The sequence below is a fragment of the Nocardia sp. NPDC059236 genome (genome assembly GCF_042754085.1).
Lineage (GTDB): Bacteria > Actinomycetota > Actinomycetes > Mycobacteriales > Mycobacteriaceae > Nocardia.
In genome coordinates this window covers 14,528-29,379 of sequence record NZ_JBHZAF010000031.1, presented here as the reverse complement: position 1 = coordinate 29,379, position 14,852 = coordinate 14,528, and the positions used below count along the sequence as shown (strand labels likewise).

General features: G+C 70.2%; 15 protein-coding genes. 10 read left to right on the top strand and 5 right to left on the bottom strand.

Features of this window, described 5'->3' with window-relative positions:
* Window positions 1-50: 50 nt before the first annotated feature.
* The 3 genes from ACFXIV_RS43820 (at window position 51) to ACFXIV_RS43810 (ending at window position 2,796) form a co-directional block, all read left to right on the top strand.
* The gene (locus tag ACFXIV_RS43820; RefSeq protein ID WP_379402867.1) at window positions 51-446 is read left to right on the top strand and encodes a hypothetical protein; all 396 of its coding nucleotides are present in this window, start codon (window positions 51-53) and stop codon (window positions 444-446) included.
* 216 nt (window positions 447-662) lie between these two features.
* Window positions 663-1,739: an amidohydrolase family protein gene (locus ACFXIV_RS43815; RefSeq protein WP_379402868.1), complete on the top strand. Its 1,077-nt coding sequence runs from the start codon at window positions 663-665 to the stop codon at window positions 1,737-1,739.
* Window positions 1,740-1,809: 70 nt separating this feature from the next.
* Window positions 1,810-2,796, top strand: a complete 987-nt coding sequence (locus ACFXIV_RS43810; RefSeq protein ID WP_379402869.1) for a methyltransferase — start codon at window positions 1,810-1,812, stop codon at window positions 2,794-2,796.
* Window positions 2,797-2,823: 27 nt separating this feature from the next.
* On the opposite strand, the gene ACFXIV_RS43805 is transcribed toward ACFXIV_RS43810, so the two are convergent.
* Window positions 2,824-3,501 (bottom strand): TetR/AcrR family transcriptional regulator, encoded by a 678-nt coding sequence (locus ACFXIV_RS43805; RefSeq protein ID WP_379402870.1) that lies wholly within the window; start codon window positions 3,499-3,501, stop codon window positions 2,824-2,826.
* Between the two features lie 104 nt (window positions 3,502-3,605).
* Between ACFXIV_RS43805 and ACFXIV_RS43800 the strand changes: the two genes are divergently transcribed.
* From ACFXIV_RS43800 to ACFXIV_RS43785, 4 genes are read left to right on the top strand one after another with little or no spacing between them, the layout of a single operon-like run.
* Window positions 3,606-4,442: an SDR family NAD(P)-dependent oxidoreductase gene (locus ACFXIV_RS43800; protein ID WP_379402871.1), complete on the top strand. Its 837-nt coding sequence runs from the start codon at window positions 3,606-3,608 to the stop codon at window positions 4,440-4,442.
* A 23-nt stretch (window positions 4,443-4,465) separates the two neighbouring features.
* Window positions 4,466-5,389, top strand: a complete 924-nt coding sequence (locus ACFXIV_RS43795) for a ferritin-like domain-containing protein (RefSeq protein ID WP_379402872.1) — start codon at window positions 4,466-4,468, stop codon at window positions 5,387-5,389.
* Window positions 5,386-6,162: a hypothetical protein gene (locus tag ACFXIV_RS43790; protein ID WP_379402873.1), complete on the top strand. Its 777-nt coding sequence runs from the start codon at window positions 5,386-5,388 to the stop codon at window positions 6,160-6,162. Before ACFXIV_RS43795 ends, ACFXIV_RS43790 begins: the two co-directional genes overlap by 4 nt.
* A complete protein-coding gene (locus ACFXIV_RS43785; RefSeq protein ID WP_379402874.1) occupies window positions 6,159-7,745 on the top strand; it encodes a flavin-containing monooxygenase in 1,587 nt (528 codons plus the stop codon). Before ACFXIV_RS43790 ends, ACFXIV_RS43785 begins: the two co-directional genes overlap by 4 nt.
* Here the strand turns inward: ACFXIV_RS43785 and ACFXIV_RS43780 are convergent.
* Both ACFXIV_RS43780 and ACFXIV_RS43775 read right to left on the bottom strand, forming a co-directional pair.
* The gene (locus ACFXIV_RS43780) at window positions 7,704-8,474 is read right to left on the bottom strand and encodes an SWIM zinc finger family protein (RefSeq protein ID WP_379402875.1); all 771 of its coding nucleotides are present in this window, start codon (window positions 8,472-8,474) and stop codon (window positions 7,704-7,706) included. The genes ACFXIV_RS43785 and ACFXIV_RS43780 overlap by 42 nt on opposite strands.
* Window positions 8,471-11,296, bottom strand: a complete 2,826-nt coding sequence (locus tag ACFXIV_RS43775) for a DEAD/DEAH box helicase (RefSeq protein WP_379402876.1) — start codon at window positions 11,294-11,296, stop codon at window positions 8,471-8,473. The genes ACFXIV_RS43780 and ACFXIV_RS43775 overlap by 4 nt, the downstream gene beginning before the upstream one ends.
* A 229-nt stretch (window positions 11,297-11,525) precedes the next feature.
* Between ACFXIV_RS43775 and ACFXIV_RS43770 the strand changes: the two genes are divergently transcribed.
* Together ACFXIV_RS43770 and ACFXIV_RS43765 are read left to right on the top strand one after the other, a co-directional pair.
* Complete coding sequence (locus tag ACFXIV_RS43770) at window positions 11,526-11,888, top strand: hypothetical protein (RefSeq protein WP_379402877.1); 363 nt, start codon at window positions 11,526-11,528, stop codon at window positions 11,886-11,888.
* Window positions 11,889-11,958: 70 nt separating this feature from the next.
* Window positions 11,959-12,666, top strand: coding sequence for an HNH endonuclease family protein (locus ACFXIV_RS43765; RefSeq protein WP_379402878.1), 708 nt, complete (start codon window positions 11,959-11,961; stop codon window positions 12,664-12,666).
* On the opposite strand, the gene ACFXIV_RS43760 is transcribed toward ACFXIV_RS43765, so the two are convergent.
* Window positions 12,607-13,236: a TetR/AcrR family transcriptional regulator gene (locus tag ACFXIV_RS43760; protein WP_379402879.1), complete on the bottom strand. Its 630-nt coding sequence runs from the start codon at window positions 13,234-13,236 to the stop codon at window positions 12,607-12,609. The two genes, ACFXIV_RS43765 and ACFXIV_RS43760, sit on opposite strands and share 60 nt — an antisense overlap.
* 54 nt (window positions 13,237-13,290) lie before the next feature.
* Between ACFXIV_RS43760 and ACFXIV_RS43755 the strand changes: the two genes are divergently transcribed.
* Entirely contained in the window at window positions 13,291-13,992 is a 702-nt protein-coding gene (locus tag ACFXIV_RS43755; RefSeq protein WP_379402880.1) for a methyltransferase domain-containing protein, read from the top strand.
* Here ACFXIV_RS43755 and ACFXIV_RS43750 read toward each other — a convergent pair whose 3' ends face one another.
* The gene (locus tag ACFXIV_RS43750; protein WP_379402881.1) at window positions 13,993-14,850 is read right to left on the bottom strand and encodes a sulfurtransferase; all 858 of its coding nucleotides are present in this window, start codon (window positions 14,848-14,850) and stop codon (window positions 13,993-13,995) included.
* Between the last annotated feature and the right edge of the window lie 2 nt (window positions 14,851-14,852).

Here is a 14,852-nt window from a genome sequence, read left to right as displayed (position 1 = left end):
CATTCGATTCGGATCGGGGAATCGGGGTCGCGGAGGACAGGAAGACCATGATGCGTCGTACCACCCGGAGAACCACCGCCAGACTGATCGCCGTCGCACTGCCCGTCGCGGCCGCCGCCACCCTGTTCGCGGGCGTGGCCTCGGCGGAAGCGCCGGACAGCGCGCCGGCCCCGGCCGTACAGCCGGTCCAGGCCACCCCGGTCGCCGCCGCCGTCCCGTTGGACCCGGTGGACACCAACCCGAATGCCCAGTTCCCCGACCCGGCCCTGAACGGCGCGGCCGCGGGCGCGCTCACCGGCAGTGCGGGCGGCGCGGCCCTCGGCTCGGTCGTCGGCTCCGTCCCCGGCATGATCGGCGGCTCGGCCCTCGGCGCCCTGATCGGCGGCGGCATCGGCGCCCTGGTCGGCATCCTCGACCCCAACGTCATTCCGCAGGTGCTGCCGTAGCCGCGAATCGCACCACCGCACAACGACTGTGCCGCGCCCAGCTCGCCGGGCGCGGCACAGTCGTCTACCGACCCGCCGGGATACCGGCCGGGGCGACGACCGCGGCGGTGTCGCCGGGGCGGCGAGGGCGGGGCGTGCTTCGATGTCCGAACACGCGAGCTCGAGCGGATGGGCGTGGAACAATCCGAACAGGCTGACCCAGACGGAAGGCATCTCATGGACCTCGCGGGAATGACTGTCGTGGACGCCCACATTCACCAGTGGGATCCGCTCACCACGCCACGCGAGTTCAGCGGGCTGGCGAAGCTGTTCCGCTATGTGCCGGTGCCGATCGATCTGGCGAAACGGCTGGCGCCGCGGCGCGACCGCGAATTCGTCGGGGATCCAACACCTGTCGTCCATCCGTACCTGCCGCGCGACTACCAGGAAGACGCCGGGGACGTGCCGGTCGAGGCCATCGTGCACATCGAGGTGGAGTGGGTCGGCAAGGGTCCGCTCGGGCCCGCCGACGAAACCCGGTGGGTGAGCAGCCTGCCCTTCGGCGTGGACACCCCCGCGCTCGGGGCGATCATGGGCGCGGGCGACCCCACCGCCGCCGAGTTCGCCGAACTGCTCGACGCGCACCGGGCCGCCTCGCCGCTGTTCCGGGGCATTCGCGCCCGCGTCGAATACCACCCGGACCCGGACGTGCGGGCGACCCGCAAGACGCCGGGCCTGCTCACCTCTCCCGCCTTCCTGGACGGCTTCGGCGCGCTCGCCGACCGCGAGCTCGCGTTCGAGGCGTGGGTGTACTCGGGGCAGCTGCCCGAGGTGGCCGCGCTGGCCGAGCGCTATCCCGGCACCACCATCGTGCTCAACCATCTCGCCACGCCCGCAGGCATTTTCGGGCCGGTCGGGCGGAACACCGGGCGCAATCCCGGGCAGCGGCGCGAGCTGTTCGTGCGCTGGCGCGACGACCTCACCGCTCTCGCCCAGCACGCCAATGTGGTGGCCAAGGTGAGCGGCCTGATGATGCCGATCCTCGGGCATCCGGTGCCGCGGCGGGGTCAGCCGACCCCGGTTCCGATACTGGTGGAACGGATTTCGCCGATGCTGGAGCACGCGCTCGACGTGTTCGGGGCCGATCGGCTCATCTGGGGCTCGAATTTCCCGGTGGACAAGCCGATTACGAGCATCCCGAATGCCGCGGAGGCGGTGGCCACCGCGCTGGCCGGGCACGGGGCCGACGACAAGGCCATCGAGCAGATCTTCCGCCGCAATGCCGAACGGGTGTACCGGATCGACGTGCTCTGAGCCCACTCCCCGGGACGGATTTGCCGCGTCTGCCTTTGCCGGAGGGTCGCTGTGGCTATCGTGATGCGCCATGGAACGGATCCTGCGGATCGGAATGGGTTTCTGGGAGTCCCGGACCTTGCTCAGCGCTGTCGAAATCGGCGTGTTCACCGTGCTCGGGCATCGGCAAATGACCGCCGAGCAGCTACAGCGCGAACTGGGCCTGCATCCGCGGTCCGCCCGCGACTTCTTCGACGCGCTGGTGGCCATGGAGATGCTGCGGCGCACCGACGATCGGTACGCCAATACCGCCGACACCGCCACCTACCTGGACAGCACCGGCAGCGAGTACATCGGCGGCTTCCTGGAGATGGCCGCGGCCCGGCTCTACCCGTTCTGGGGCCGGCTCACCGAGGGCCTGCGCACCGGGCAGCCGCAGAACGAGGCCCGCGACGGCGGCGACTTCTTCACCACGCTCTACCGGGATCCGCAGCGGCTCTATGACTTTCAGCGCGCCATGACCGGGCTGTCGCTGCCCAGTGCGCACGCCCTCGCCGAGGTGTTCCCGTGGCATCGCTGGAAGTCGATGGCCGACATCGGCACCGCCCAGGGCGCGCTGCTGCGCACCGTCCTGGAGACCAATCCGCACCTGCACGGCATCGGCTACGACCTGGCGGCGGTGGAGCCGATCTTCACCGAATACAGTGCGCCGGTGGCGGATCGGGCCATCTTCCAGGCCGGCGACTTCTTCACCGATGAGCTGCCCGAGGCCGATGTCCTGGTCTTCGGTCACATCCTGCACGACTGGGACCTGCCCACCAAGCTCATGCTGCTGGAGAAGGCCCACCGCGCCCTCCCCGACGGCGGCGCCATCCTCGTCTACGAGTCGCTCATCGACGACGACCGCCGCACCAATCTCTCCGGTCTGCTGATGAGCCTCAACATGCTCATCGAGACCCCCGGCGGCTTCGACTACACCGCCGCCGACCTGCGAACCTGGCTGGCCGACACCGGTTTCCGCGACCCCCAGACCGAACACCTCGCCGGGCCGGAGTCCATGGTCTGGGCGGTCAAGTAGCCCATCGGCCGGGCAGGCCAGGATCACTCAGCCCGGCAAAGCGAGGTACTGCGCGCCGAGCAGATCGGCGGTGCGGCTGACGTGGTCGACGATGCGGGTGGCGTCGGCATCGATGGCGCCCGTGCGCCAGGCGGTCAGGAGTTCGATGAAGCCGCCGATGCCCATGAGAACGCCCATGCGCAGGTCGGATTCGTCGACGCCGGGCCGCAGGTAGGGGCGGGCGGTGGCGATCAGCAGGTCGGTGGCCTCGGTGAGCATGGCGGTGCGGCGCTCCTCGAGGATGCGGCTGCCGGCATGGTCGCCGAACAGGATGCGCGCCGGGCCCTCCGACTGCAGAGCGACCGCGCGGGCGATGGCCAGGCGCAGAATGCCCAGTGCCGGATGCTCGAGGTTCTCGGCGACCACCGCCGAGAGTTCCGCCAGCACCTGGAATCCGACCTCGTCCCAGACCGCGCCCAGCAGTTGGTCGCGGTCGGCGAAGTGCTCGTAGAAGTAGCGGTCGTTGAGGCCCGCGCCGGTGCACACGCCGCGCATGGTCACTGCGGCCCAGCCGTTTTCGAGCCAGATGTCCAGCGCCGCCGCGATCAGCCGCTCGCGGCGCTCGGCGCGGCGTTCCTCCTGGGTGCGGCCGCCCCAGGTGCCGCCGCGCCGGGTCGGCGCGGGCCCCGGGGACACGTCGGCGGCTGCCGGTGCGGGCACGTCCATAGTTGACAAAATAGCGCACCGGGAGCCTAATTGGTGGCAGGTGCGGCCAGTGGTGGCACACGCCACCAATTGACTGCCCGGACGGCACGGCCCCGGGAGTTCCCATGCGACTCAACCCCTTCGGCGGACCCCGCCGCACTCAGCAGGCGGACGCGGTGGTGACCGGTGCGGGCAGCGGCATCGGCCGCGCCTTCGCGATCGAGATCGGCAAGCGCGGCGGGCGGGTGGTCTGCTCCGACATCGACGCCGGGCGCGCCCGCGACACCGCCGAAATGATCGGCGACACCGGGGGAAAGGCCTTCGACACCGTCTGCGACGTGAGCAGCCTGGACCAGGTGACCGTGCTGGCGAACACCGCCGAGGAATGGTTCGGCAAGAGCCCGGATCTGGTGGTCAACAACGCCGGTATCGGGCGCGGCGGCACACTCATCGGCGACACCCCGCCTGCGGAATGGCATCAGGTGCTCGACGTCAATCTGTGGGGCGTCATCCACGGCTGCCATGTCTTCGCGCCCCGGCTGCGCGCGAGCGGGCACGGCTCGATCGTGAACGTGGCCTCCGCGGCCGCCTTCGGGTCGGCGCCGCGCATGGGCGCCTACAACGTGAGCAAGGCCGGGGTGCTGGCGCTGTCGGAAACGCTGGCCGCGGAACTGTCCGGCACCGGCGTCACCGTCACCGTGCTGTGCCCCACCGGGGTGCGGACCAACATTCTGGAAGGCGTGGAGATCGGCGACGAGACCATCCAGCTCTGGGGCGACCGCCTCATCCGCTGGACCGGCCGGCCGCCCGCGTCCATCGCCCGCACCACCCTCGACGCGGTGGATCACGGTCAGCTGTACGTGGTCCCGCAGCTCGAGGCCAAGGCGATCTGGCAGTCCAAGCGACTGCTGCCCGAGACCTACACCCGCGCAGCCGGATTGCTGGAGCGGCTGGTGCGGTAGCCACAGCGGCAAGGAGTTGAACAATGGCGTTCGCGTATTCCGACATGCTCGGTGTCGTCCAGGATCGGCAGTGGGCGCTGGCCGATCTCGACTGGGACGCACCGGGAGCCGAGCTCATCACCGATGAGCAGCGACCCACGCTCGCGGCCTTCATGGCCGATCTGGTGTGGATCGAGCACGTCGGCGCCCGCGGGCTCGCGGCGCTCACGCTGCGCGCCCCCGACGGGCCGCTCAAGGAGATCTACCGGTACTTCCACGCCGAGGAGCAGAAGCACGCCAATGCCGAACTTGCCCTGATGCGGCGCTGGGGCATGCTCGACGGCGACGCGATGCCGCTGCCCAACAAGAACATCCGGCTCGTCATCGAATGGCTGGACCGGTACGGGGACGACCTGTCCCTGCCGGTGCTGGGCACCGTGATCCCCTCGCTGGAGTGCGCGCTGGACGGGGCACTGGTGAAGTTCCTGCTCGACGAGGTGCGGGATCCGCTGTGCCACGAGGTGTTCCGGCACATCAACAGCGACGAGTCCCGGCATCTGGCGGTAGGGTTCCAGGTGCTCGAGCAGCTCGGCGCGGGACCGCTGCGGCGAATCGCCATCGAGACAGCGGGTTTCGCGCTGCGACCCACCTTCCTGCTCGGCGCGCTGCTGTACACGCCGCTGCTGTCCCGCATGTCCGCCAACATCATGGCGATGGGGCTGGACGAGGAGAAGCTCTGGAATGCCGTGCGGCGCTACGAGAAAGCCGGTGAGCGCAGCCCGGACATCAAACGCGTGCCGCTCTACCACGTGGTCCGGCTGCACGGCATGGCCACGATCAACCACTGGCAGCCGATCCAGGGCATCAACGACGCCCTGAACAAGGCCATCGACCGCTTCCCGGTGCGCGTCCTGCGCCACACCCCCTCCTGGTCCAAGGCCCTGACCTACGAGCCGGTGGCGAAATGACCGCCCCGATCCGCCGGAGCGACCCGGGCAGAGCCCGCGACGCCTATACCGGGCCCAAGATTCACTGCACCCGCTGGCGTGACCAGCACGAGCTGGACCGCCTCCACGTAGCGGTCATCGGCAGCGGCGCCGCACTGGCCCGGGTGGTCCCGCCGATCGTCGCCCAGGCGCGCAGAGTAACCGTGTTCCAGCACGATCCGATCTGGATTCTGCCCACCCCACCCGTCCCCGGAGCCGGAATTCTGTTGCGCCGGTTGCCCGCCGATGCGCTGGGACTGCTGCCCAGCGACTCCGCGCCGCCGTTGCCCGGAGCTCCGGCACGCCGGGAAGAGCGTGGGGCCGCCCGCCAGGGGGACAGCACCGCGCCGGCCGGCAGGCGTGCAGAGGAACACGGCCCGACACGAGCAGCGCGCGAAGATGGTCCACCGCATGCCGGATCCAGGAAGGTTACCCGTGGAGTTCCGGGGCCCGCCTCGAGCGCGCCGGGCGCCTCAGGGCCGGGCGTCCTGCGCTGGTGCGCGCAGCAGGCGCTGCGGCGGGCTGCCGCGGCGAATCTGCGTGCGCAGGTGGGGGATTCGTGGGAGCGGCGGCAGCTGACGCCGGATCGGCCCGCCGCGGTGCGGGTGCACAGCCGCTACTACCGGGCCCTGCGGCAGCGGAACTGCCGGCTCATCAGCTGGCCCATCGCCCGGCTCGCGCCGCTCGGGATTCGCACCGTGGACGGGGTCGAGCATCGGGTGGACTGCATCATCTACGCGGAGGACGCATCGTGACAAAGACCGTCGTGGACCACGAGATCGTCATCGTGGGCGCGGGATTCTCGGGAATCGGGACCGCGATCGCGCTGCGCAAGGCCGGTTTCGACGATTTCGTCATGATCGACGAGGCGGACGGGGTGGGCGGCACCTGGCACTGGAACACCTATCCCGGCATCGCCGTGGACATTCCGTCGTTCAGCTACCAGTACTCGTTCGAGAAGCAGCGCTCGTGGTCGCGGGTATACGCACCCGGGCGTGAGCTTAAGGCGTACGCCGAGCACTGCGTCGAGAAATACGGGCTGCGGCCGCGGATCCGGTTCGGCACCACCATCGCCCGCGCCGACTTCGACGACGTGCTGCACCTGTGGCGGGTGCGCACCACCGACGGCGACGAGCTCACCTGCCGCTTCCTGATCGGTGCGACCGGGGTGCTGACCCGGCCCAAACTGCCCGATATCCCCGGCGCGGAACGATTCCGGGGCGAAACCATGCACACCGCGCGCTGGGATCACGGGATCGATCTGCGCGGCAAGCGGGTCGGCGTCATCGGCACCGGCGCCTCGGCCATCCAGATCATTCCCGAGATCGCCCCGGAGGTGTCGGAACTCGTTGTCTTCCAGCGCACTCCGATCTGGTGCCTGCCCCGGCCGGACACGCCCCTGCCGCCGCCGGTGCGCGCCCTGATGCGGCTGCCCGGCGGGCAGTTCCTCACCCGCTGGCTCAGCCAGGCGTTCGTGGAGCTGACCTTCCCGCTCTCGGCGCACTACTACAAGGTGCTGCCCATGGTGAAGCTCGGCGAGCGCACCGGGCTGGCCCACCTGCGCGATCAGGTGCAGGACCCGGTCGTCCGGGGGCAGCTCACGCCGAAATACGCGCTGGGCTGCAAGCGGCCGTCGTTCTCCAACGACTACCTGAAGACCTTCAACCGCGAGAACGTCACGCTGGAAACCGATCCCATCACCGAGATCACCGCCACCGGACTGCGCACCACCGGCCGCCACCACCAGGTCGACGTGCTCATCATGGCCACCGGCTTCAAGGTCATGGAGTCCGGCAATATGCCCACCTTCGACCTGCACGGCAGCGGCGGTCTGCGCCTCGAGGACTGGTGGGACACCCACCGCCTCCAGGCCTACGAGGGGGTCAGTGTGCCCGGCTTCCCCAACTTCTTCACCATCATCGGCCCCTACGGCTACAACGGCGCGTCCTACTTCACCCTCATCGAGATGCAGACCACCCACATCCTGCGCCTGCTCCGTAATGCCCGCCGCCGCGCCGCCACCCGCATCGAGGTCACCCCCGAGGCCAACGAGCGCTACTTCCAGGAAATGCTCGCCCGCCGCGGTACCCAGGTCTTCTGGCAGGACAGCTGCACCCTGGCCAACTCCTACTACTTCGACAAGAACGGCGACGTCCCGCTGCGCGCCATGAGCACCCCCGAAGCCGCCTGGCGCGCCGCCCATTTCGACCTGCGCGACTACCACTTCGAATCCCTCGGCGAACGCCGCACCACCGTCCGCCCCGCGGCCCGCACCGCGACGGCCCAGCCGGATGCCTCAGGTGTCGAGGGCGCGGTAGAGGGCGCGGAGTTCGCGTAGACCGGCGGCGACGGACTGCTCGTCCTCGGCCGTCATGCGCAGGGCCTGGCGGAGCAGGACGGCGTCGAGATCGTCCGGGGCCGGACGGAATTCGGGCTTGGGGAGGGCGGGGAGCGCCGTGTTGTCGCCGTAGAGATCGGTGGATTCGGCGGGCGGATCGGCGCGCTGGACGCTGCCGATGAGGGCGTCGAGTTCGATGCCACGCAGGGTGAGCAGTTCGCCCGGGTGCTCGTCGAGGCGTTCGGCGATGACGTAGCAGACGGCGGCGGCGTGCTTGCAGGGCCAGCCGGAATCGGGGCAGCTGCACGAGAAGTCGAGCTCCGACACCGTGGTGGGGAGCAGCAGCGGGCCGAGGGCCTGGGGCAGGGTGCCCGCGGCGATCTCACCCAGCATGCCGGGGGTGGCACGGACCAGGTCCACCAGCTCGTCGAGGCGGTCGTCGCGCAGCTGCCGCAGGGTCAGCACCGAGATGAACGGGCGGGGTTGGCTGCCCTGTACTTCCGCGCTCACCAGGCCGGGCTCCAGGCGGTAGTTCACCACCTGACCGGTGCGGGCGTAGGAACGGCCGCGAGCCAGGCGACCGGCGTCCGCGACGCCCTCGACCGCTTCCAGAAACGAACGGCCCCACCAGGTCCGGGCGAACGCGGTGCCCCGGCGGCTGCGCGGCTGCACCCCGCCGCGCACCGGGCGGCGCTTGCCGTACTCGCTGAAGTCGATGACATTGCTCATTCGCCGACCGCCTCCGATCCCAGGGCGAACAGTTCCCGCAATTCGTCGTCGCCGAGTTCGGTGATCCAGTTCTCGCCGGTGCCCACGGTGAGGTCGGCGAGCTGACTCTTGCCCTTCAGCATGTCGTCGACGCGCTCCTCGATGGTGTCGACGCAGACCAGCTTGCGCACCTGGACGTCACGGCGCTGGCCGATGCGGAAGGCGCGGTCGGTGGCCTGGTTCTCCACCGCCGGATTCCACCAGCGGTCCAGGTGCACCACGTGATTGGCGGCGGTCAGGTTGAGGCCGGTGCCGCCGGCCTTGAGCGACAGCAGCATGAGCGGCGCGCCGTCCTCCTCCTGGAAGCGGGTGACCATGTCGTCGCGGCGCTGCTTGCTCACCCCGCCGTGGAGGAACGGCACCTCCGCCCCGAAACGCTCGGACAGGAAGGGCGCCAGCAGGTTTCCGAACTCCGCGAACTGGGTGAACAGCAGCGCCCGCTCCCCGTCGGCGATCGCCGACTCCAGAATGTCCTCCACCAGCGCCAGCTTCCCGGACCGATGATGTCCCCGGCGCAGCAGCGCCGACCCGTCGCTGAGGAAATGCGCGGGATGGTTGCACACCTGTTTGAGCCGGGTCAGTGCGGCCAGCACCGCGCCCTTGCGCTCCATGCCCTCGGCCGCCTTCAGCTTGGCCGACATATCGTCCAGCACGGCCTGATACAGCGCCGCCTGCTCCACGGTGAGGTTGGCCCGCACCGTCATCTCGATCTTCTCCGGCAGATCCGAGATCACCGCCGGATCGGTCTTGACCCGTCGCAGCACGAACGGCGAGGTGATGGCGCGCAGACGGGTGACGGCGTTCTCGTCGTGCTCGCGCTCGATCGGCACCGCGAAGCGGGCATGGAACTCGGAGGCCTTGCCCAGCAGCTTGGGATTGGCGAAATCCAGGATCGAGCGCAGCTCCTCGAGCCGGTTCTCCACCGGGGTTCCGGTGAGCGCCAGGCGGTGTCGCGCCGGCACCAGCCGTGCCGCGCGCGCCTGCCGGGTCCCGGCGTTCTTGATGTGCTGTGCCTCGTCCAGCACGACCCGCTGCCAGTCCTGGCGCTTCAGGTCCTCGATATCCCGGGCCAGCAGCGCGTAGGTGGTCACCACCAGATCCGAATCTGCCACCGCCGCAGCCAATTCCGCGCCCGACCGCCGACCGGCGCCGTGGTGCACCAGCACCCGGAGATCCGGGGCGAAGCGTTCGGACTCGCGCTGCCAGTTGCCCACCACCGACATCGGGCACACCAGCAGGGTAGGCCCGACGGCCTCCGATTCACTTGCGGTAGCAGCTGTTTCCCGCTCGTGCACCAGCAGGGCCAGCACCTGCACGGTCTTGCCGAGACCCATGTCGTCGGCGAGGATCGCCCCGCATCCGAGCCGGCTCATGGCCGCCAGCCAGGTCAGGCCGCGCTGCTGATACGGCCGCAGCTGGGCCTTCAACCCGACCGGATCCGGGACGGGCTCGGCCGACCGCTCACCGTCGAAAAGCTCCGCGGCCCAGCCGGTCGCGGTGACCTCCTCCAGCGGCACCCCGATCACCGGATGCGCGGACAGCTCGGCGAACAGGCCGCCGACGGTGGTCTCGATCTCGTCGGTGCGGCCCGAGACGTAGTCGGCGGCCGCGGCCAGCATGCGGTGATCGGCCTGCACCCACTCCCCGCGCAGCCGCACCAGATCCGATTTCGCGTCCACCAGCCGCGACATCTCGGCGGGCGTCAGCACGGTGTCGCCCAGCGCCAGCTCCCAGCGGAAGGACACCAAACCCTTGAGCCCGACGGCGGTTTCGGTGGCGGCCGGGCTCTGCACCCGCAGCTTCATGGCGGGCGCGGCCACCCGCCAGGCCCGCGGCAGCAGGAGCCGCACCCCGGCCGACCGCAGCGCGTTCGCCCCGTGCGCGACCAGATCCATCACCACCTCGGTGGGCAGGAACAGATCCATGCTGCGGGCATCGCCGGGTAGATCGCGCAGGCGCGGATACGCCTGCTTGGCGGCCGCCAGCTTCTCCCCCGCAATCCGCATGAGCTGCGGATCCCCCGGCAGCAGCACCGGTTGCGGCGCCTCCCCTTCCTCGCGCAGGCAGACCTCGAGCCGCCACAGTTCGCCCGGTTCCTCGCCGTCCGGTTCCAGCAGCCGCAGCACCAGCTCCGGCTCGTCGGCGGTGAGACTGGTCCGCCAGTCGTCCAGCACCGAGGCCACCCGATGCGATCCGGTCTCCAGCGGCGTCGCCGCGGCCAGCGCGGTCAGCAGCGGATGCGACCCCGATTCCCGATCCGGCCGTTCCGGAATGTGCAGTCGCACGAGGGGATCGGCCAACTCACCGACGAGGTTCTCCAGCACCTCGGCAGGCCGCCCGGCCACCTGCAACGCGCCCGGCATGGCCACCGCGAGCTCCGCCAGCCAGGCCCGCTGCCGCTGCCCGCCCACCAGCCGCCACCGCACCCACCACTCCCCGTCGTCCCGCCGCACCTCCGGCACCACCCGCCCCGCCCGCACCCATCGCTGCACCCCGCGCGCCACATGCCCGAGAAACCGCAGATCCCCCGCCACCGCCCCCGCCGGTAGTTCCTGCGACAGGACCCGGGCAGCCGTCTCCGGGGCCAGCGCATGCGCCCGCACCCGCGTCTGCTCCGGCCCGTGCTCCCCCCGCACCAGCACCTGCGCCCGATGCCGCCACTTCGCCCCGCGCACGATCGACCCGAGCGGCTCCGGCAAACCCTCCGCATCCCCGGCCATGTCCTCACCCGGGTCGTGCCACAGCACCAACCCGGACCCCGGCGACCACAGCCCGTGCAACATCCGCCCATCCAATCAGTCACCCCCGACAAGCCGGCCGGCCCCTCTTTATTTCTGATCGGATACGGAACATACTGGATAAATCCGCAGGTCACCGCAGGCGTCGGTGTCCGCTGTGTCCGTTGTACGACATCGTCGTGCCCGGACGGCAGCCGCGCGGGGCGCACCCGACAATCCACCGCGACTCAATCCGGAGCCGTGGCACTTTCGAGACCGTAGGGAGGCCGTGACGATGACGATTCTGCTCCAAGTGCTCGAGCAGAGCTTCACCCCCACGACACAGTGGGAACGGCGGAAATTCACCTTCGTGGACACGAGCAAGATCGTGGGGATGCGCCTGGACGGGCAGTCCGGGGTGTGGCTGGATCTGTCCCGGCCCGGCGAGTCGCAGCGCCTCGCCCGCACCGCCGACCCACGCGACTCCATCACGTTCCTGCTCACCGTTTTCGCCAAGATCGCCGAATGCGAGGAGCAGGGCGGTTCGTGGCTCATCGGCCACGACGGCGCGTGTGTGGATTCCATTGCGGCAACCCGCTTTCCGCCGCAGCTCTCCGAAACCGCCGCGGACGACATCCTCGCGCACGCCTGGCTCTAGTAAGCCCAACGGGAGTGCGAAGTCCGCGTGACGGCACTCACCGATCGGCTGGTGCGGTACACGTATTGCCGTGTGGCTCACGGGCGGAACCTTCCTGCTCCGGCTGCTCGGCGCGGTGGTCGTCCTGCTCGTGGTCCTTGGGTGCGAGTCCCTCGGGCAGGTGACCCCGGCGCCGGGTAGCCCCACCCGCGTCCAGCTCGAACGACTGCTGGCGGGTGTCCGCACGGTGCCCGCCCGGCCGCGTCCGGGCGGTTACGAACGTGGTTGCGGCAGCGGGCAGGGATGCGTGTTCGGACCGGCGTGGACCGATGATCACGACGGGCCGGGCGGTCACGACGGGTGCGACAGCCGCAATACCGTGCTGGCCAGGCAGCTCACCCGGGTGGCCTTCCGGCCCGGGAACGGTTGCGTGGTGGTGGCCGGGTCGCTGGACGATCCCTATACCGGGCAGCGCATCGCCTTCGATCGGGCCGCGGCCAAGGCCGTGCAGATCGATCACGTGTATCCGCTGGCGGCCGCCTGGGATCTGGGCGCGGCCGGGTGGCCGCTGCCGCGGCGCGTGCGCTTCGCCAACGACGTCGACTACAACCTGCTCGCGGTGGACGGAAAGACCAACGAGGACAAGGGCGATCGCACGCCCGGCGACTGGCTGCCGCCCGCCCGCGCGAACCGCTGCTTCTACGCGGGCAAGTACCTGATGGCCGCGAACCGGTACGGGCTACCGGTCACCGCCGCCGACCGGGACGCCCTGTCGCGGGTCGCCCGCGGCTGCCCATAGCGTGGCGAAGTGGCGGTAGGCCTGATCGGCGGTGAGCTCCTGGCGCGGATCCATGACCGATTCGAGCAATCCGTATATACCCCAGGACAGAAATGTGATGGTCGCGCCCGCCGCGACGGGGTCCGGCCCGAGCCGCGGGCCCAGGTGCTCGGTCAGCAGTTCGGCGTACATCTGCCGGATCGACCGCAGCACAATGGTGTTCGCCCGCTGCCGGACCAGTGGCCGGTACACGTCCGGATGCGCCGCGACCAGCTTGAACAGGATCTCGACGGGGGCCAGCGGCGGCGGTTCGCCCGGATAGCAGGCCAGCTGGGCCGAAATCTCGCCTCGCACATGCTCGATACAGCTGACCAGCAGCAGATCGTCCTTGTCGCGGTAGTGCGCGTAGAAGGTGGAGCGGCCGACATCGGCGCGATCGATGATGTCCTGCACCGTGATCCGGGCATAGGGCCGGTCCTGCATGAGCTCGATGAGCGCCCGGTGCAGTGCCGTGCGGGTGCGGCGGACGCGGCGGTCGGCCTCCGGGGCCGTTCCCGGACGGATTCCATCCGACTGTCCGGAATCGTGCACATCCCCAGAAACTGCGCCTGGCCTGGACTTTTCCATCCTTCGATGATTGACCACATGACCCAGCACGAGCAAGTGTCCGATATCGAATCCCGGCCCGTCGGGGCCCTCATAACCTGGCCGCGCCGCTATCAGCTGCTCACCGACGTCTACTTCCTGGGCCGCGCGAGCAGCCTGGCGCGGTACTTCGCCACGACCAGCGGCATCCGCCCGGGCGATCACGCTCTCGATCTCGGTTGCGGCCCTGGGCGGCTGGCCAATGAGCTGGCCCGGCAGGCCGGACCGGACGGCCGGGCGATCGGCGTGGACCCGTCGCCGCAGATGATCGCCTACGCGACCGCCCACGCCGCCCCCAACTGCAGCTTCGACCTCGGTGCGGCCCAGTCGCTGCCCTACCCGGACGCCTCGTTCGATGTGGCGACCTCGACCTTCGCCATGCACCACATCGCCGAATCCGAGCGAAAGACCGCCCTGGCGGGCGTCTTCCGCGTCCTGCGCCCGGGCGGCCGCCTGCTGCTCGCCGACACCCATCCGACCTCGGGCCTGCGCGGTCTCGCCGTTCGCGCCATGGCCCAGCTGGCCGCGCACCGCGCCGGGGGCCAGGGACACTCCCATGACGGCGACGGGGCCGGGGATCCGCTGTCGGCGGTCGACATCCGCCGCTACCGCGACGTGCTCACCGACATCGGTTTCACGGCAGTCGAATTCCGCACCGGCCCGTTCGCGACCGGCATCCTCACCGCCGTCAAACCCGGCTGATCAGGCCGGTTCGGCGCCGGTGGCGGCCGGCCGCTTGGGGTCGTTGGACCACTGCGACCAGGAGCCGGGATAGAGCGCGGCGTCGATGCCGGCGACGGCCAGCGCCGCGACCTGGTGGGCGGCCGTGACGCCGGAACCGCAGTACACCGCGACCGGCCCGGAACCGAATCCCTCGAAACGGGAACGCAATTCGGGGATCGGCTTGAATTGCCCAGTGGCCGTGAGGTTCTCGGCGGTCGGCGCGCTCACCGCACCCGGAATGTGCCCGGCGCGCGGATCCACGGGTTCCACCTCGCCGCGGTAGCGCTCGCCCGCGCGGGCATCCAGCAGCAGGCCCGGCCAGCCGGCCGCGCCATCGGCGTCGATGGTCGGCATATTGTCCGGGGACAGGACCACGGTGCCCGGCTGCGGGGCGGTTTCGTCCCCGGTGACGATCTTGCCCCCGGCCTGCTCCCACGCCGGCAGTCCGCCGTCGAGAATGCGCACATCGGCCACGCCGCCCCAGCGCAGCAGCCACCAGGCCCGCGCGGCGGCCATGCCGCCGGTGGCGTCGTAGACGACCACCATGTCCCCGTCGGACACGCCCCAGCTGCGCGCGCACTTCTGCAGGTGCGCCAGGTCCGGCATGGGGTGGCGGCCCTTGGCGGCGGAGGGCGGATCGGCGAGTTCGGTTTCCAGGTCGACGAATATCGCGCCCGGAATATGGCCGTCCAGATAATGCTGCGGTCCGTCCGGATCTCCGAGCGCCCACCGGACGTCCAGCAATCGCACCCGGCCGCCGCTCTGGCCCAGCAGGTCCGCAAGCTCCGCAACCGAAATCAGCACCGAACTCAAGCCAACTCCTCTTCGCCGATTCATCG